We start from the raw sequence: 19823 nt of genomic DNA on the forward strand, positions 1-19823 counted from the left end.
TAAAACACCGAATATGGTATATAAATTATCAGCTTAATTCAATTTTAAACTGTAGCCATATTTCAGGACAAGACATTTGACCAAAAAATGAGAAATCGAATTTTAACAATATTATTTTTAGCTATAAATCTGACTTTATTTGGACAAGAGTCTAAAGACTGTTATGAAATAAAGTATCTCGACTTTTTTGGTTTAGACAAAATGGAAATTATAAAATGGCCAGAATCTGAACTTGGCGGATTATCGAAAATGGATTTTGCCAAAGACAGAGGTCAATCTGAAATTAAAACGAACTTCATTATTCCAATGATTATCTATCAATTAAAGGTATATCATCCGAATTGCAGTAAAGAAATTGATACTAGTTATTTTAATAAAATTTCAGAAATCTATTTAAAAATTAGAGAAATTGATTCAACCGAATTTCTAAAAAAATCAATCGCTGAAAAAATTGACTTCTTACGTGCTGACTTCTATTCCCAAGTCGAAAATGTGGAATATTTACCAAAAATGACAACAACTTTCGATGATGGACCTTTTTATGGAACTAAATTTAAAGAGGAATCAGAATTAAAACCAACTAAAACGCAGGAAACTGAATTTGGAGCTTTAGTTGTTTCAAAAGCTGATGATAAAACAATACTTACGAGTAAAGACAAAAACGGAAATATAATTTGGCGAAAAGCAATTACGGGATTATCTGACAGAAATTTGACTGAATTACATTTCACCGAAAACCCAATGGAATATAATTCTGTTGCGACTGTTGCTCATATGTATTCGGAAGGAGAAAGATTTACACTATATTTAAAAAGCGATGGAGGCTTTATGTATTACTTCCATTCGTGGTAAAGAAAATAAAAAACGTTGCACAACACCGTATATAATTTATTGCTAGTTCTAGCCTATTTACGAAAATCCTCGCGGATTTTCTATTCGGTTTGTATTTGCTAAATTAGGTGCTTAAAACACGCAACAAATCATATACAAACACGTTGCCAGTAATATGAACAAAATCCCGTTAATATTAATAATTCTGACTTTTTTTGGTTGTAATCAGAAAGAGAAAAACCTGAATTTATTAAAATCGGAAATCAAAACTGAACTGACTGAAAAAAGCGAAACCATATTTTGGGTCGACACAATTTCAAATGGCAAATTTCTGAAAATTTATTCAAAACCTGAAAATGATTGGCAAAATCTAACAGCGGAATTTGGAAACGAGAACAAAAAATATACAATCGACTTAAAAACGGAGGAATATCAAATGCTCGGAATTCCTTTCACAAACCAAATTGAGTGGATTACGGAAAAAAGTTTTGCTTTAATAAATGGTTGCGGAACGAATTGCAGATATGTCTTGATTTTTAATATAGAATCGGAAAAACCAATCGTGATGCCAATCGAATATTATCCCGAAATAAAATACGCTGATTACAAAACTGATAATCCGAATTTATATATTGCAGTTAGTGAAAACAATGGAAACTCTTTAAGTTTAATGGTTGTCGAAACCGACAGTCAAAAAAAGGCGGAATTGAGTTTACCAGAAGATTGGAATCGTGGAAATGGTCAAATTTATGGAATTATTGATAAAATTGAAATTAAAAATTCTAAAATAAAGATTTTACAAAATCAAGAAAACGGAAAAATAAAAGAACTGAATAAAAAAATAACGTGGGAATAAATACTACTGGCAACACCGTGTATAATTAATGGCTGGTTCTCGCCTACTTACGAAAATCCTCGCGGATTTTCTATTCGGTTTTTATTTGCTAAATTAGGTGCTTAAACACGCCACTAATCATACACAAAACCGTTGTACACAATACCCCAAAAATGCCGAGAATCGAACTTCAGACTGAAATAAAAGCCGACAGAAATATCGTGTTTGACTTGTCACGAAGTATCGATTTGCACAAAATATCGACTGAACAAACTAATGAAGAAGCAATCGCTGGAAAAACAAGCGGATTAATTGGAATGAATGAAAGTGTAACTTGGAGAGCTAAACACTTTGGAATCTATCAAAAACTGACTTCCAAAATAACGGAATATGACAGACCGAATTACTTTGCGGACGAAATGGTTAAAGGAGCGTTTGCGGAATTTAAACACGAACATCACTTTGCGGAATCGAATGGCGGAACTTTGATGACTGACTTTTTTGACTATAAATCACCTTTGGGTATTTTAGGAAAGTTAGCTGACAAGCTCTTTCTGAAAAAGTATATGACTGAATTACTAATTGAAAGAAACCGAATTGTAAGAGAGTTTGCGGAATCTGAAAAATGGAAAGAAATTATAAATGAATAAAGTACTGTGTACAACAATGTATAACCGCAATTACGGCGGATTCGACTACGTCCGAATCTACTCGGAATTGCTAACGTCTGTGCTAAACCGAAAATAATCGCTAATTTAACCCGTAACTGACGGTTATACGAGACCGTTGTGGTGCATTTAAGACAAACATTATGAAAACGAAATTTAACGCATACGAAAAGACTCTTTACGAATTTTTGAGTGATATTTATGTTGTTTGTCCGAAGTGCGAGAATCAAGCAATTATTCGTTCAAAAGGCCATTTAAGAGACCTTAAAGAAAAAGAAATAAAACTGATTTGCACAAAATGCGGAATGAATAAATATTATTCGGAAACACCAAAAGACAAATGGACTTCTGAACGTAGCGGAATTGAATATGAAATGCGAAATCTAATAATTGGAGCTAACATTGACCCATATTTTCGACTTCCACTTTGGTTACAAAAAGAAATGCCAGATGGACTTTTATGGGCTTATAATTATGAGCATTTGGATTTTATAGAAAACCACGTTAGTGCTGAATTAAGGAATCGTGAAAACAGTCCAACGCGAAATAAAAGTTTAGGTTCTCGACTTCCAAAATGGATGACATCGAAAAAAAATCGAACTGAAATTTTAAATGGAATTGAAAAATTAAAACGGAAATAAAAACGACACCACAACACCGTGTATAATTAATTGCTTTTTATGTGCTTACTTGCGAAAATTCCTGCGGAATTTTCTCGGGTTCGTAAAAGTTTGCTAAATTAGTTGCTTAACCACGCAACTAACCATACACAAACACGTTGTATGCAATTTGACCAAAACGCCATTAATCAATCAAAATCGAATGTTTAAACAAAAAATAATTGTTCTCATATTATGTCTGATTGGAATTTCTTGCCAAGAGAAAAACCAAACGATTGAGGAATTTGGAAAATCAGTTTTTCTGACTTACAAAACAGACGTAACCGAACAAAAAGAATTATATCTGAACAAATCGGAATTGAAAAAAGTATTGAGAAAATATGGACAAACGGATTTTAATAATGACCAAATAAAAGAATACATTGACTTCACGATTGAAAAGCAGAAAGAGCATATTGACCTTGCGAAATATGATATGGAAATTGCATTTAAAGAATTTAAGTGGAATAGCTCAAAAATAGACAGCGTAACTTATGACATCATTTTTCCGAAACCAGGAAAAGACTCAATTATCACCTGGCCAAATTCAAAAACTTTTGAGTTAAATAATTTGAAAGAGAATTTTGTAACTAAAATCAATGTTTTCGGAACCGATGACGACAAAAATATACGAATGGAATTGCAGAGCGTAGTATATGTAAATAAGGAATTCAAACTACACGATAATAGACCGAAATTCAAGTATATAAATGAATAAAAAACTGCATACAACAACGTGTATAATTAATTGCTTTGGTCGTTGCTTATTTGGAAAATTCCTTCGGAATTTTCTCGCGTTCGTTTTTGTTTACTAAATTAGTTGCTGAAACACGCAACTAACCATACACAAACACGTTAGGTGCAATTACCACTCATACTAATAAATATTAACTAAGAAAAATGCCTGGAGCAACAGCAACAAATATTAGAAAAGCAGATATAGCAGAAGATTTAGGTAAATTATTATTAAGACAATTTTGTTCTTTAGCACCAATAACCAAGGCTGATGATTTCGGAATTGACACAATAGCAACTATACTCAAAATAGACGAAAATTCAGCTTTAAGAGAATTAGCAAACAAAACATTTGGAATTCAATTTAAATCTAAAAGTGTTAGGGAAATTGAATTTATAAAAGATTATGAATACAATTGGCTATTGAATTTAGATTATCCTTATTTTATTGGTAGTGTAAATATTAAAGATTCTTCTATGGAAATTTATTCTTTACATATTGTTAACTGTTTACCTTCTTTAAACAGTAATTGCAATGGATTAATAATAACTTTAGATGAAATAAATGAAAATAATCAACAAGATGGAATATTAACTCTTAGCTTAGGAGAGCCTGTTCTTACTTTAAAAATTTCTGAAACAGCAAACACCGATTTAATATACAAGAAAAGAGATATTCTGAGCAAATGGATTGACAAAGAATATGACAATATAAAAGTTCGAAATATTGGACTTACAAAAGGCTATAATTGGAAAACAAATGAAGCCCCTTTTTTTGATACAGTTAATAAAATCTTCACTAATAAGGAAGATTTGAGTATTTACAATGAATCTTTTGATTTTATTGACGCAGTACTTACTGAACTTAAAATGTTCAATAAAGATAGACACTTACAAAAAGGAATTAACACAATTAATACTAAATTAAAGCAAAAAGGAATTGAACTTTTTTTACTGAATAACTACGAAACAATGATTAAAGATAAATTAGAAATATAACTGCACCTAACACCGTGTATAATTAATGGCTGGTTCTCGCCTACTTACGAAAATCCTTGCGGATTTTCTATTCAGTTTTTATTTACTAAATTAGGTGCTTAAACACGCCACTAACCATACACAACAACGTTAGGCAACATTACTCGAAATCTCAATGAAAGAGGAAACATATATAAATACAGGCAAATCTATTCATGTCTTCAACGAAATAGAATTATTTCTAAATCTGATAATAACACATCATATAAGTCCCAAGGATAAAACATTCTTTTTGGATTATATTCTAAACACAAGTGTAATTAGTTTTGGAGCAAAAATTAAAATTCTGATAAATTTAAATGTATTCTCAAAAAACCAAATAAGTCAATTGAGAAAACTATCTTCAAACCGAAACGTATTTGCTCATACAAACAGAAATCCTCGTTTTGTAGACGAAATACTTACTTATCCAGATAAAAACTCTGTTAAGATAATTGTTAAGGATATTATTTTAGAAACAAATTCTGAAGGAAAATTAAAAAAGACTAACTATAAAACTTTTATTGAAAGTCATGTGAAACTTCGCAATGATATTATTGATTTCATTGTTGAATACATAAATAAAAACAGTATTGATACAATGCATTTCCACATACAAAATCTAAAAAATAGAAAGATTTAATATTACCTATTAACTCTTTATTAATGACTTAAAGCTTAATAATTATAGACAATGCGTACTAGTATTTTAAATTGGAATCCATATGAAAAACATCGATAAATTAAAAAATTTAGTCAATTCAATAAAAGCACTTATCTATAAATTACCCTATAATGATAATGATGTAAGAAAAGCATATTTTGAGAATTTATATACGATTATCAATGACTTCTATCTAGGTAAAATCTATTTTGAAATAAGTACACAAATTAAAAACGGGAAAGTTAATTTTGATGAAGATATTATTGATTTAAAACCACATATATTAAGTGTTTATGAAATTGCTGATCATCCATTATTATCAAATGGATATCATAATGAGCTTAATAGAAAACTTTTCATTGACTCTTTTACAAATTTCGAAATTACGGTTGATTTATGTTTTGACAATTTAAAGACTGACATCGCAGTAAAACAAATAGTTTCTGATTTAAATTCTAGACTAATACGATTAATAAAACAATGTAAAAATGAAGAACAAATAATTGACCAACTTATCAAAACTTCATTCATACCATTAATTAGAAAATTTAAGTATTTATCTAAAATTAAATCAGATTGTTACGGAATTAATTATAGCCAAGACATTAAGTTTATTGAGTTTTGTACTAAACTAAGGAATTGTGTGCTTCACTCTGCTGGCTATTACAAAGGGCGAGATTATGAATATGAATTTGATGGAGTAAATTTCATCTTTAAAAACGAAGAATTTCTTGAGATGAAAGGAGAAAATGATTATGTTTTCTTAAAACTAAATGAGAGGCTAACGAATATTATCAATCAAGTATTTGTATGTTTTAATAATGTAGATTATTTAAAATATCCAGATGATGGATTTTAAAAACGTTGCCTAACACCGTGTATAATTAATTGCTTTGGCAAGTGCTCATCTGGAAAATTCCTTCGGAATTTTCTCGGGTTCGTATTTGTTTACTAAATTAGTTGCTTAACCACGCAACTAACCATACACAATCCCGTTGCCAGTAATAGCCAAAGCATCGATAAAAAATCTTACAATGAAGAATGATTTTATTATGGAACTTATATTATGCATACCATTAATTATTTTTGGTTTTTGGCTTGTGAAAAAGGCTATTAAAGAATATAAACTTAAATCCTATTATGATTTCCAACTGCTAGGTGCTGGAATAGCTTCAATAATTATTGGGATTTATTTTTTATATAACGTTGCCAGTAGTACCATAAAAACATTCTAAATTCATAATCGGAATAACTATTAATCTGAATTTAAAGAAAAAAAAAAGCAATTCGTGCGGAATTCATAACGTGGGAATTATAAGCAGAACGCTGAAATTTAAAATCAGAAGTTTAAAACAAATCGGACTGAAAAGCACAACGTTGGAATTTTAAACTAAGCAAATAATTTAAACCGAATAGTTCGCGAAAAAATTGCGGGTTGAAAAACAACAACGTTAGAATAACAAAACGCTGGAATTATTTTTGGATATTTTTTTTTGATTTTTAAGTAAAGTAACAAAACACAAAATGTCGGAATTAAAACAAAACGTGTAAATTTGGAACTGAACGAAAATAAAAAGGACGAATAAAAGAAACTACTACTGGCAACACCGTGTATAATTAATTGCTTTGGCAAGTGCTTATTTGGAAAATTCCTTCGGAATTTTCTCGCGTTCGTTTTTGTTTACTAAATTAGTTGCTTAAACACGCAACTAACCATACACAAAACCGTTGTAAGTAATAGCTGAGCAACATTTTAAAAATTGGAATCATATGAAAAAACATACTTTTTTGTTATTACTAAATTGTTTAGGACTTTTATTTGTTAGTCTAAACATATTGTTTGACTTTATAAGTTTTGATAATAAAATAACGAATCCTATTTTAGGTGTTATTTTTTCTTTATCAATGATATTTTTATCGTTCAAACTTAATTTAATAAAAATCAAAAAATGAACGAATAAAGTGTTCATAAAATGAATGAATTGATAACCCAACCAAACTGAACACAAAAATTTCGGCTGAACTTAATGCTCATTAATAAAACGTGAAAATCGTAACGGATTTAATTTCAGAACGGAAACAAAAATTGTGAATTGAAATTATTGTGAAATAATTCGTTTGAATAACTACGAGGGAAAAATCAAAACGGAATTTTAAAACTAAACCTGACCAAACTAAACCGAATGAAAAACAGAACGAATAAAAACTACTACTTACAACACCGTGTATAATTAATTGCTTTGGCAAGTGCCTATTTGGAAAATTCCTTCGGAATTTTCTCGCGTTCGTTTTTGTTTACTAAATTAGTTGCTTAAACACGCAACTAACCATACACAACAACGTTAGCTACAACCTAAAAACCGAACAAACCTGGAAACTGATTACAAAAATTTTTATAATTCTTACTTAAAAGAATATCACGAAGTACGAGCAATTTATTTAAATAATCTACTTTCGAATACTGATAAAGTAAATTCTGTAATAAAAGAGAATGAACTTGAATCTCAAGGTGTAAAAATACCATTAACTAAAAACACAAAATTTATTATTCAGGCAGATTTAAGACAAAATTACTTTCATTCAATAGAAAGTTTTTTTGAATTTTTTTTCGCATTCTTACCAAATAAAGGAAAAGTTCCTGATAACAGAAATATTTTAAGAGCACTAGTAAAATCTAATTGGAGCCAGAATTACAAAAAGATAGAATATATAGCAAATGGAAAAATGAAATTAAACTTTCTTGATGAAATGATTGATTTTCTTGACCACAAAGTAAGTATCGGACATTATTTATTTTATGTTGGAACTTTTTCAAAAGAAAAATTCAACGAAGAATATCAAGATTCTGTAAAAAAAAGTATTGAATCAATTAAAAAAATAATCAAAACTATCGCTACAGATTTTTCTAAAAGAGATGAATACAATGCTAATAAACATACTATGAGAGTATTTCCTTCTTTTAATTCAATTCACATATTAGATGCTGACACAATGGAAGAACAAATAAATTTTGATTTATCTAATTCTGCTTCTTACCAAATATATAACGATAAGGAAAAAGAAACCATTGTAAAAACAAAACTATTTGACCCTGAAAGAGATTTTAAAATGACTAGAATATGTAGTCGCTTAATTTATAATATGGTTGAATTAAGGAGTATTGTATTTGGAGATAGGAAAGAAAAAAACGGAAATGAAAAAGTCGCATTGATTTTATTTAATCAAGAGAATATAGAAGATTCAATTAAGCATAATGTTAAAATACAAGATTTAAGTTTTAGTTCGAAATTAATAAAAAGGCAGTAGCTAACACCGTATATAATTTATTGCTAGTTCTAGCCTACTTACGAAAATCCTCGCGGATTTTCTATTCAGTTTTTATTTGTTAACTTAGTTGCTTAACCACGCAACAAACCATATACAAACACGTTAGCTAACATTTGAAAATGAACAAACCGACAATATTTTTACTACTGATTTTAACGCTGTTTAGTTGTCAAAAAAACATTGAACGGATTGATATTGCGAATGAGCTACGAGGAAATACATTCGATATGACCTCAAAATCTGACAAAGACACATTGACAATAGAACTTAAAGACTCTACCTACTCTGTGTTTGAATATAGTGACAGAAACTTACCTTGGCGAACAACAAATTTTGACAACACCCAAATTTTAGTTCTTGAATTAAGGACTATGGCTATCAAGCAATTGGATGAAAATACTTTTAATGGACTTTTAATTGGTGTAGAGGATTATGAAATAACGCTAAAAAAAAGAAATCCGAAATGGAATAAAGACTTATTGATTGGCAAATGGGTAGAAAAAGAATCAGCTGATTACTATTCGAATAATAGCATTCCTAAACCACCACCTTTGCCACCACCACCCGATTTTACAGAAGCTGATTTTCAGGCTCAACCGATATACAAAATTTCAGAAGATTCAATTTCGCTAAAGACTAACTATTTTACATTTAATTCAGAAATAGACATAAACAGTAGTAACGAATATTTGACAATGAAGCTATATACTAATTTAATAAATATCGATATAATGTGGCAAATTAAAGAGCTGACTGAAAACTATATGATTATAGATAAATCTGTAATTGAGAAAGAAGGTTCTATGATATCAACTACAAAAACAATTGAAAATATTGAATTAATAAAAAAACGTTAGCTAACAATGTGTATAATTCATTGCTAGTTATAGCCTACTTACGAAAGTCCTCGCGGACTTTCTATCTGTGATTTATTTGCTAACTTTAGTGCTTAAACATGCAACGAAATCATACACTAGACCGTTAGCATACATTTGAGAAAAACTTTGGAACTGAAAAACAAAATATCGAAATTGACATTTATTCTGATTTTAATCGGAGTTTCATTCGGATTTAAAACTCAAACTTCTGAATTCAGTTTTACGGATAAATACGGAAATGAAATCACGATTGAGAATACGGAAATGATTCCCGAATTAATTGATGTGGAATTTCTGAAAAACAATCTGAACGGAACTCATTTCACATTCAAACTGAAAGAAGATGCGGAATTAAAATTTGAATATAGAATTGCGGAATTCGTTCGGATAAATAAAATGGAATATCGCCTTAGGATTTTACAAAAACCTAAATCTGACAAAGTGGAAGACATAATTAGATACGTTGGTTTTAGTAATTATCGAATGAAATTAAAGAAAACTAAAAGCGGAATTGAATTACAGAAAGTTGAATTTATGTATGCTGAAATATAAAAACGTATGCTAACACCGTGTATAATTAATTGCTTGGTTTTAGCCAATTTACGAAAGTCCTCGCGGACTTTCTATCTGTGTTTTATTTACTAACTTTAGTGCTTAAAACACGCAACTAATCATACACAAACACGTTAGCATTAATTTGATGAAAATCCTCAACTACTACAAAAAAGCTCTAAGTTATTTTTCAATTATAGTTTTCTCAACTTTATTCTCGACTATAATTACGGGGAAATTTAATATGGGAATTGACGGATTTACTAATCTATTAATGTTAATTATAGGTTTATCTATTTTTCTTGGAACTTTACTCTTTATTTATGATAAATACTTTGGACCAAAACAAAGGTCTAAAAAATTAAAAACTGCAAAGTTTACTGATTTCCTCAAAGTTGGATTCAAAACCGAAAAGGATTATTTGATTGGAAAAATTAATGGTTATACTGTGATTATTAGCTACAATTGGAGAAACAAAAACGGAATAGAAAGTTTGATTACTATGATTCTTTTTGACCCTAGAATAAATGGCAAACATTTGAACAGTTATTTCCTTAACAAATGGCAAGAATCAATCAAAGACGATTATAATTATTGGGAATATGGCAGACTTTTTACTGATTGGCCATATATGAATGGAAATCCCAATCTCAAATCTGTTTTAAAAAAATTAGACAAAAACACAAAACTGATTTCAAGCAAAGGATTACAAAAAATTGAATATTCGGAATGGGAAACGGAAATTAAAAATTATATCATTAAAGAAGAAAAAACTAATGCTAACACCGTATAAAAATAATGCTTAGTTTAGTGCTTAATCAAAGGTTAGTGCAGTTTTGCTAGCTTCTGATTTTCCTTCGGAAAATCCTCGCACACAAAACCGCACTATTCTTATACAAAACCGTTAGGTGCAAGCTGAAAACCGTCCTCCGAATTGAAAATTTGATAAGTAAAAATAATTTAGTAAAATAGATGAAAAACGCATTTAGTGGCTACACTTATCAAAAACAAGTAACCTTTCTCCTACTTTCATTAATGGATGTGGAACGCAATATTTCTAAAATTGAAATAGAAGCTAAAACTACAGATAATTTTGACGATTTAGTAATCACGACTAATTCAGAAGTAATTCAATTTCAAATAAAAGATTTTCAGAATATAAAGTTTAATGACCTAAAAATTCAGGACAATAAAGTCATAATAAAAGGGCACAAACCTCTTGAATTATCTTCAAAACAAAATATAATATTCTTTAGAAATATTTCCTTCAAATCAAATGAGGAAATACTGAACTTCCCAAGTTATAAATTAGCAAATAATATTTCAATAATTTCATTATCAAGAACTCAAATTGATGAAAAAATAGATGATTTATATATAAATAATCCTCGAAGAAGAAACGAAATAGATTCTTTTTTCAATACAACTTTAGATAAAAGAATATGGGAAATTTCAAGAGAGTCTCTTCCTGAACTTAAAGTATTTATAACAGAATTACAGGAAGAATCTGTTACAATTAGTCATAAACTTCTAAAATTTGATAAGCTACTATTGATTGAAGGTAAACCTGGAATTGGAAAAAGTCATTTTGTAAATACACTTACAAAAGAATATGAAAGCAATATTTTATATCGCTTTTGGGTTGGAAATCAAGACAGAGATTATCAAGAGAGGCTAAAATTTGAAAATTTTATTCGTGATTTAAATACCAAGCTTTTTTATGACCAAAACACAAGAACAATTGAAGAACTCTTAGACGAATTAAAAGTAGAAAAGAAAACGTTTATAATTGATGGTCTTGACCACGTAGAGAATTACAATAATTCTGAGTTTGACCGTTTTATAAATTTCATTAATAGAGCAAAGGATTATTGTGAAATAATTGTTTTATCAAGACCACTTGTTAGCAAATTAGACTGGAAAAAGCACACGCTTGAAAATTGGAATTTAAAACAAACTGAAAAAGTATTAAAAGAACTCTTTCATCTATCGGAATATTTAATTATTAATGAGATTTATAAAATCTCACAAGGTTACCCAATCATAGTTAAATACATTACAGAACACTATAAATTACACAAAAAAACACCTCCAATTGAGCAGATTTATAATATAGATTCATATTATCAGGAAATTATTTCAAATGAAAAAGGAAAACAAAGTTTATCCCTTTTTCTATGTTCTAAATCTTATATAATGGAAACTGAAATAGATTTATTTATAGGAGATGAAAAATATTATGTAACCGAATTTATTAAGGAACACCCTTATTTGTTTGACATTAAGCTAAATAGAATATCACTTTTCCACGATAGTTTCAACACATTTTTAAGAAAGCAAGTTGATTATTCTCATAAAACTAATAAAGTCAATAGTATTGTTAGCGAATCCATTTTAAATCTTGAAAAAAGGTTTTTATCTCGATTTAGCTTATTTCAACTCTCAAAAGAACAAAAAAAAGAAATTATTGTTAAATATTCCTCAATAAGAACATTTGACAAAATAATAGAAAACATAATTGATTATGAATCAATAATAACATTTTACACTCAACTTAGAGAAACATTAAACGAAATTTCTCCAAACGATTTAAGTGTAATTAATTACTACGATTTGTCGTTAATTTTAAATTTAGTTTTACGAGAACACATATCGACTCTCAATACATTTTATTATACTTATGTACAGTCATTGATAAAGAATGGAGTAACAGATGAAGAAATTACAAGTTCAGAATATCTGTTTGGAATGTATTACTACATAAAGACAAAAAATGCAGTACTACTTTATAATAGAACAGCAAATGATAATTATAGCACAGAATATTTCCATAATGAACTGGAAAATGATGTTTACGAAGAAGTCAACTATATAAAAAAACATTCAAAACCGCTAAATAAAAAAACGATTGACGAAGCCTTAAAAGACAAAATTAATTTTAGAGAACACCTAACACAAATTATAGAAAACATAGTAATTCATAACTCCCAAATTGAAGATTATGAATATCTTAAATCTAGTTTCGAAGAATATTTAATCGGAAAATCATCTAACGCTACTTTAAAACTTCAAGAGTTATTACGAAATAAAAATATTCAAGATTTCTATTTAAATTGGATTTTGAAAGATGTTTACACCAATCTTCTTTCATATGGTTTCAAAATTGACGGAGAGAAAAATGAATATCACGAATTAACTTTAAAAAAAATTATTTATAAGTATGCTCATTTGGGAAGTTTCAATCTAAGAGACAAAATTCATAATCATATTCGATTAGCATTATTAGAAAATAGAAAAATTGATATTCAAAATATTTATCCATATTGGATTAAATATTATCAAAGAAAGGATTACACATTATATAGTCTTCCTATTGCTTTAAAAACATTACAAAGTGAAGATTTGATAGACCTCAAAGAGTGTGTGAAGTTGATTCACAAGATACAAGATGTCTCTGAAAAAGGGTATAGACATTTACTGTCAGAGTTTGTAGTTTTATATAAACCATCAGAAATAATTTCATTTTTAGAAAAGAATTTTGACATAAAAGAATTAAATATTGAATGGTTTAAACTCCCTATAAAATATATAAACAGACTAGAAGAGCGAACATATAATATTGCAGAAAATAGATTAATGGAATACAATCGTAGTCTTTCCATTAATTTTGAAGATGTAGAAAACGTACTTCATTCTAATTATTTTAACAACCTTGAGTTTACACTAAGTTTATTCAAGTTTAAAATTAGGTTCAAAAAAAATCAACAAAAAACTGTTCTCAAGTTTAATCAATCAAAATTAAGGTTTGAAGAACAAATTGAACAGAACGACTATGACAAATACAAACAAAATAGTCAACAAAGATTTGATAGTGGTATCCTTACTATCAAAGACTTGAACTTTATTAAAAAGAAGCAATTGAAGCCTTATGAAATAGCAAAATTTTCTGATGGAAATTATACCTCTTTACCAGAAATTGATATTTTCAAAATATATGATTCAAAGGAGATTACTGAAAATTTTCAGGAAATATTATATAACTCTTTAATAAACAAAACGAAAAGTATAAATTATTTTCATTCTCTTTATTATCATCCCGGAAATATACTTGCAATGATAAAAATTTATAGAAGTGACAAAGAATTTAAGGTAGCTGTTAATAGTTTTGAAAAATTTATTAATTTGTCTATGTTTAACCTGAAAATAAAAGCCTGCACCTAACACCGTATATAATTTATTGCTAGTTCTAGCCTACTTACGAAAATCCTCGCAGATTTTCTATTCGGTTTTTATTTGCTAAATTACGTGCTAAACCACGCAACAAACCATATACAAACACGTTGTGCGTCATTTAAGAAAAACTGTGAGATACAAGAAAATCAGAGGTTTAAAAAGAAAGGTTTCTAATATTCAGAATTGGATAAATGGATATTCGGAATTGAATATTCAACATCTGACTGAACACAAATATGAATACGCAAAAGTATATGTTGAACCTTGGGACAATTTGACTTTGACAGACAGCCAGATTCCTGAACCAAAAGGAAAAGCGAAAAAAGATATTCTAAATGGACTTGAAAAAATCTATGACAGTTGGAAAACTGAATTAGAAAAACGAAACAAACCGTATTATTTAAAAATATGGCTTTACGAGCCAAGGATTTCAAAATCTCAAGTGGTCTGTGCAATTGACGACAAAATTGAATATTATGAAAACATATTTGAAAAAGCAGATTTTAAGCAAAATAGCTCATCATTTACTAATCAATTGAGTTCTGATTTTAATTGGCAACCCAAAGCTGACGAAGAGCCTTATTGGAAAAGTGATTTGCTTTGGCCAATTGACCAATACGAACGAATTGAAGACAGTTATTCGGACAGAAGACTTTTGACCAAATTGGAAAAAGGTAATTATAAGAATAAAGAAATTGACAGCCCAAACGGAAATAAAGACACGATTTATTTCTTGCCAAAAGGTAAAATTTGGGTTGGAGAAAAATAAAAACGAACGCACAACAATGTATAAAAATAATTGCGGTTTAGTGCTTAATCAAAGGTCGTTGCGTATTTGCTACGTCTGAATTTCCTTCGGAAATTCCTCGCACGCAAACCCGCAACTATTCTTATACGAGACCGTTATGGGCAAGGTGAAAAACGTAACCGACAAACTACAAAGTAAAAAATGAGTAACAGAAGTGCAACAGATACTATTAAGGGATACTTCTATCAATTTGATTATTCGATTGCTGAAATATTAAATCTATCCAAAGACTCTGATGAAATTGTTGTTGAGGGAATTGAAGATATTGATATTAATTCATCAACTGATGAAACAGCTATACAATGTAAATATTATGCGAAAACCGAATATAACCATTCAGTAATTTCCAAACCTATTAGGTTAATGCTTGACCATTTTAAAAGTGTAAAAAATGGAACAGTACCCCAAATTAAATACAAATTATACGGACACTATAAATCGGGGCAAAGTAAACTTTCACTTCCAATTAGTGTGAAATTTTTAAAAGAAAACTTCTTAACCTATACAAGTTCAAAAGTAAAACACGAACACCATACAAAATTAGGTCTTTCAGACACCGACTTACAAGAGTTTATCGATTTATTGATAATTGATATAAACGCTAAAGAATATCAATTACAGCTTACGAACATTATCTCTTCTTTATCAACTACTTTTTCCTGTGATACCTTTGATGCTGAATATTATTTTTACAATAATGCTCTAAATGAAATCCGAAAAATTGCAATTGAAGATAACATTAGTAAGCGTACTATTTCAAAAAAAGATTTTTTAGATAAAATCAACAACAAAAATGTCTTATTCAATAAATGGTTTTCGGAATTAAAAGGTCTTCAAAACTACCATAAAGCACTAAAAAAACAACATTTTAGAACTTTAAACAAATCTCCTTTTGAACGATTTTTTATTATAGAATTACCGATTAAACACAATCTTAGTGAAATTAAGGAACTAATACAGATTATATCTAAAGGCTATTCAAATTTAAGTAAAAGAGAACCTAAAACTTTTTGTCCTTATATCTGTTTTCCAAATATTACTGATTCAGATTTATTGCTACTGAAAGATGAACTATTTAAAGAGGAATTTAATTTTATTGATGGCAAACCATATGCAGGGTCCAAATTCCATACAAAAGCGATTAAAACAGAAGCTACTTGCATCAATCAATTGAAAATTAAAATAATTAAAGACATTACAGAGGTTAACGAATTATTATCCGCAATATCTAAAACAAAACAAGTATTTCATTTTTACTTTACAAATCCACTTATCACAATTAGTGATACAGGAATTAAAAATGTAAACATTCAAATATCCGACCTAAATCATATTAAAGAAATAATCTAATGGCAGAAGAAGAAAAAGTAAGCGCAGAAGTAATTTCTGTATATCCAAACAAAGTGAAAATTGCAGTTGATGACGATTTCATACAATCTGCTTCCGAAACATTAAAAATAGGTTCTTATATCCGTATATCTGATGATGACGATATTGCTTTAATAGCAATGATTGATAATTTCTTAATTGAAGTTCCAGAAGAAGGAACTGCCAAGCGTAGATATATCATTGAAGCTAATCCTTTAGGTGTTGTAAAAGATGATAAATTTCAAAGAGGTGGAGATACAATTGCAATACCTCCAAAAAAAGTAGAGCCAGCAAAAGAAAGTGAAATTTTAAGTATATACTCTCATTCAACAAAAGAAAAAGAAAAATTTACATTTTCTTCTTTGTCTTCTAATAAAAAAATCAGAATTCCTGTAAATGGTAATAAATTTTTCAATAAACATATTGCTGTAATTGGTTCAACAGGTTCTGGAAAATCACATACCGTTACTAAGATAATTCAACAAGCAGTTGAACAAAAAAACGGAGATTTTTCATTAAACAATTCACATATAATAATATTTGACATTCATTCTGAATATAAATCAGCTTTTCCAAATGCTAATATCCTTGGAATAGATGATTTAGTCTTACCTTATTGGTTATTAACAAGTGAAGAGTTAGAAGAACTTTTTATTGATACAGAAGCAAACGACCATAATCAGCGTAATGTATTTAAAGAAGCTGTGATTGCTGATAGAAAAAGCAAATTTAAAGGAGCTGAAGCCGATAAACATAAAATACATTATGATGCACCTTTACTATTTGATATAAATGAAATTCTAAAATTTGCTATATCAAAAAATAAAGAATTAATCATTACAGGTCAAGATGCAAAAGGTAACGATAAAACTAAACAAGGTAGTTTATATGGTAAACTAACAAACTTTGTTAGTCGTTTAGAAAGTAAATTAAATGACAAACGATTTGATTTTTTATTAGGAGATAAAAGTAAAAAAATAACATTTGAAAATACAATAAAACAGCTTATTGGTCAAAGTACTACACCAAAAAGTAACGTAACCATTTTAGATTTAAGCGGTGTGCCATTTGAAGTGTTAAGCCTAACAGTTTCACTAATATCAAGAATGATTTTTGAATATGGTTATTATTACAAAAAGATTAGAACCAGAAAAAATCCGAATGAAAAAATAAACAATGACACTCCTTTTTTACTTGTTTATGAAGAAGCTCATAAATATGTTCCAAAAAGCGATTTAATAAAATACCGAGCTTCTAAAAACTCAATTGAACGTATTGCAAAAGAAGGTAGAAAATATGGAGTTACTTTATTATTAGCAAGTCAAAGACCTTCTGAATTATCAGAGACAATTTTTTCTCAATGTAATAATTTTGTTGCGATGAGGTTAACAAATCCAATAGACCAAAATTATGTTAAACGACTTTTACCTGATACATTAGGAAATTTAACAGACAAACTCCCATCCTTACAAGCAGGAGAAGGTTTATTAATTGGAGAAGCAGTTATTTTACCTTCTATAATAAGAGTTGATGAATGTAGCTTACCTCCTTCATCTAATGATATACCTTATTGGGAATTATGGAAAGAGGAATGGAAAGAAGCGGATATTAATGAAATTAAAACTGAATGGAATGCATAAAACCCTGCCCATAACACCGTATATAATTTATTGCTGGTACAAGACAATTTACGAAAGTCCTCACGGACTTTCTATCTGTGTTTTATTTACTAACTTTAGTGCTTGAAACACGCAACAAACCATATACAACAACGTTAGGCACAATATGAACCAACCTATGAGGAAATCGATATTATTTATTTTTCTTGTTCAATCTGTTTTCCTTTTTCAATGTAAAAAGCCGATTGAAAAATATTTCGATAAGACAATTAAAGTTGATTCCCTAAATGTTCCATTAGATAAAAACCAATTTTACTTTCCAAAGGAAATGTTTCCTTATATAGATTCGATTCAATACATACAACAAAAAGATTCAAGCTATATAGCAAAAAGAATTTACTCAAAAGACAAATACGATGATTCAGTGATGGAATGGTATTCTGAATATTTATTCGGAATGAGAGAACCATTACTATTTAATCGAAAAGTTGATAATGAAATATTTCGCTTTACTTGGTTAAGGTCTTTCCACGAACCTGTTGTAATCAGAATTTCAGAAACGGAACAAAAGTATAATTTGAATTGGAAAACACTCAAATTAGATGAAAATCATAAACCGATTGAAATAATAATTAACGAAAGCAAAAACATCACTAAAAAGGAATGGAAAAATTTCAATGAATTAGTTAAAAAAGCTGATTTTTGGAATATGGAATTAGGTCGATATTCAATGGATACTGATGGTTCTGAATGGATTTTAGAAGGAGTGAATTCCGAAAATTATAGAGCTGTAAGTGTTTTTTACCCAGAAAAAGGCGATTTTTATAATGCTTGTGATTATTTGATTTCTTTAACGAATTTGAAAATATCGGAAAAGGATAAATATTAAAAATACTGTGCCTAACATCGCATAAAAATAATGCGTAGATTAGTGCTTAATCAAAGTCTAGTGCTTTTTTGTTACTTCTGATTTTCCTGCGGAAAATCCTCGCACACAAAACCGCACTATTCTTATACGTAACCGTTGTGGTGCATTAAAAAACTGACCGTAAATGAACAAAATTTTGATTTTTACATTCATAATTTTAAGTTCTTGTGGAAAAGGAAAATCTGATTCTAAAACTGAATTTAATGAATCTGACTTCACTCAAACGCAAGGAATAATAACTGAAATAGAAAACGGATTTTCTTATTCTGAAAAATTTAAAAAGACATATCATTACGCATACGGAACTCAATCTGACATAAAACTGTTCGGAATTGAAAAAAACTCGGATTTGATTTTAAATGTGAACGACCCAATAATTGTTTTGGTAAAAAAAAATGACCGAACTAAAACTTTTATAGCACAACGCGGAATAATAAATAAAAAACTGCTGACTGAATTAAAAAATATTGACAAAACCAATGCGAAAAAATAATAACGCACCACAACACCGTATAAAAATAATTGCGGTTTAGTGCTAAAACAAAGGTGGTTGCGTGTTTGCTACATCTGATTTTCCTGCGGAAAATCCTCGCACGCAAACCCGCAACTATTCTTATACATAAACGTTGCCAGCAATTGCGGAAACTCACTCAAACTCAAAAAATCTCAATTAAAATCAACTGATTTTTTGCCAAACATTA

Annotated in this window: 18 protein-coding genes; all 18 read left to right on the forward strand. The window is 28.9% G+C overall.

The features are described from left to right. The first annotated feature begins 87 nt into the window (after window positions 1–87). The 18 genes from Q1B05_RS17870 to Q1B05_RS17955 all read left to right on the forward strand — a co-directional run bounded on the left by Q1B05_RS17870 (window position 88) and on the right by Q1B05_RS17955 (window position 19615). A complete protein-coding gene (locus Q1B05_RS17870; protein ID WP_299782693.1) occupies window positions 88–852 on the forward strand; it encodes a hypothetical protein in 765 nt (254 codons plus the stop codon). 154 nt (window positions 853–1006) lie between these two features. Continuing rightward, a complete protein-coding gene (locus Q1B05_RS17875; protein WP_299782695.1) occupies window positions 1007–1687 on the forward strand; it encodes a hypothetical protein in 681 nt (226 codons plus the stop codon). Window positions 1688–1839: 152 nt separating this feature from the next. Further along, window positions 1840–2316 carry an SRPBCC family protein gene (locus Q1B05_RS17880; protein ID WP_299782697.1) on the forward strand — a complete coding sequence of 159 codons (477 nt, stop codon included), beginning with the start codon at window positions 1840–1842 and terminating at the stop codon, window positions 2314–2316. Window positions 2317–2477: 161 nt separating this feature from the next. Then, window positions 2478–2975 carry a hypothetical protein gene (locus tag Q1B05_RS17885; RefSeq protein ID WP_299782699.1) on the forward strand — a complete coding sequence of 166 codons (498 nt, stop codon included), beginning with the start codon at window positions 2478–2480 and terminating at the stop codon, window positions 2973–2975. 181 nt (window positions 2976–3156) lie between these two features. Continuing rightward, window positions 3157–3711, forward strand: a complete 555-nt coding sequence (locus tag Q1B05_RS17890) for a hypothetical protein (RefSeq protein ID WP_299782701.1) — start codon at window positions 3157–3159, stop codon at window positions 3709–3711. 182 nt (window positions 3712–3893) lie between these two features. After that, window positions 3894–4727, forward strand: coding sequence for a hypothetical protein (locus Q1B05_RS17895; protein WP_299782703.1), 834 nt, complete (start codon window positions 3894–3896; stop codon window positions 4725–4727). Window positions 4728–4881: 154 nt separating this feature from the next. After that, window positions 4882–5388: a hypothetical protein gene (locus Q1B05_RS17900; protein WP_299782705.1), complete on the forward strand. Its 507-nt coding sequence runs from the start codon at window positions 4882–4884 to the stop codon at window positions 5386–5388. An 82-nt stretch (window positions 5389–5470) separates the two neighbouring features. Beyond that, entirely contained in the window at window positions 5471–6268 is a 798-nt protein-coding gene (locus tag Q1B05_RS17905; RefSeq protein ID WP_299782707.1) for a hypothetical protein, read from the forward strand. A gap of 1865 nt (window positions 6269–8133) precedes the next feature. Then, a complete protein-coding gene (locus tag Q1B05_RS17910) occupies window positions 8134–8715 on the forward strand; it encodes a hypothetical protein (RefSeq protein ID WP_299782709.1) in 582 nt (193 codons plus the stop codon). A 140-nt stretch (window positions 8716–8855) separates the two neighbouring features. Then, window positions 8856–9593: a hypothetical protein gene (locus Q1B05_RS17915; protein ID WP_299782711.1), complete on the forward strand. Its 738-nt coding sequence runs from the start codon at window positions 8856–8858 to the stop codon at window positions 9591–9593. A 147-nt stretch (window positions 9594–9740) separates the two neighbouring features. Beyond that, window positions 9741–10166 (forward strand): hypothetical protein, encoded by a 426-nt coding sequence (locus Q1B05_RS17920; RefSeq protein ID WP_299782713.1) that lies wholly within the window; start codon window positions 9741–9743, stop codon window positions 10164–10166. 244 nt (window positions 10167–10410) lie between these two features. Continuing rightward, window positions 10411–10959, forward strand: a complete 549-nt coding sequence (locus Q1B05_RS17925; RefSeq protein WP_299782715.1) for a hypothetical protein — start codon at window positions 10411–10413, stop codon at window positions 10957–10959. 179 nt (window positions 10960–11138) lie between these two features. Then, window positions 11139–14387, forward strand: coding sequence for a hypothetical protein (locus Q1B05_RS17930; RefSeq protein WP_299782717.1), 3249 nt, complete (start codon window positions 11139–11141; stop codon window positions 14385–14387). Window positions 14388–14529: 142 nt separating this feature from the next. Next, window positions 14530–15168, forward strand: coding sequence for a hypothetical protein (locus Q1B05_RS17935; protein WP_299782719.1), 639 nt, complete (start codon window positions 14530–14532; stop codon window positions 15166–15168). A 180-nt stretch (window positions 15169–15348) separates the two neighbouring features. Next, window positions 15349–16557, forward strand: coding sequence for a DUF4297 family anti-phage-associated protein (locus Q1B05_RS17940; RefSeq protein ID WP_299782721.1), 1209 nt, complete (start codon window positions 15349–15351; stop codon window positions 16555–16557). Then, window positions 16557–18215 carry an ATP-binding protein gene (locus tag Q1B05_RS17945; RefSeq protein ID WP_299782723.1) on the forward strand — a complete coding sequence of 553 codons (1659 nt, stop codon included), beginning with the start codon at window positions 16557–16559 and terminating at the stop codon, window positions 18213–18215. The genes Q1B05_RS17940 and Q1B05_RS17945 overlap by 1 nt, the downstream gene beginning before the upstream one ends. 157 nt (window positions 18216–18372) lie before the next feature. Continuing rightward, a complete protein-coding gene (locus Q1B05_RS17950; protein WP_299782725.1) occupies window positions 18373–19083 on the forward strand; it encodes a hypothetical protein in 711 nt (236 codons plus the stop codon). 163 nt (window positions 19084–19246) lie between these two features. After that, on the forward strand, window positions 19247–19615 hold the full coding sequence (locus Q1B05_RS17955) for a hypothetical protein (RefSeq protein WP_299782727.1): 369 nt from the start codon (window positions 19247–19249) through the stop codon (window positions 19613–19615). Window positions 19616–19823 lie beyond the last annotated feature (208 nt).

The sequence above is a fragment of the uncultured Formosa sp. genome (assembly GCF_947500765.1).
In the GTDB taxonomy this organism is placed as follows: Bacteria; Bacteroidota; Bacteroidia; order Flavobacteriales; family Flavobacteriaceae; genus Formosa.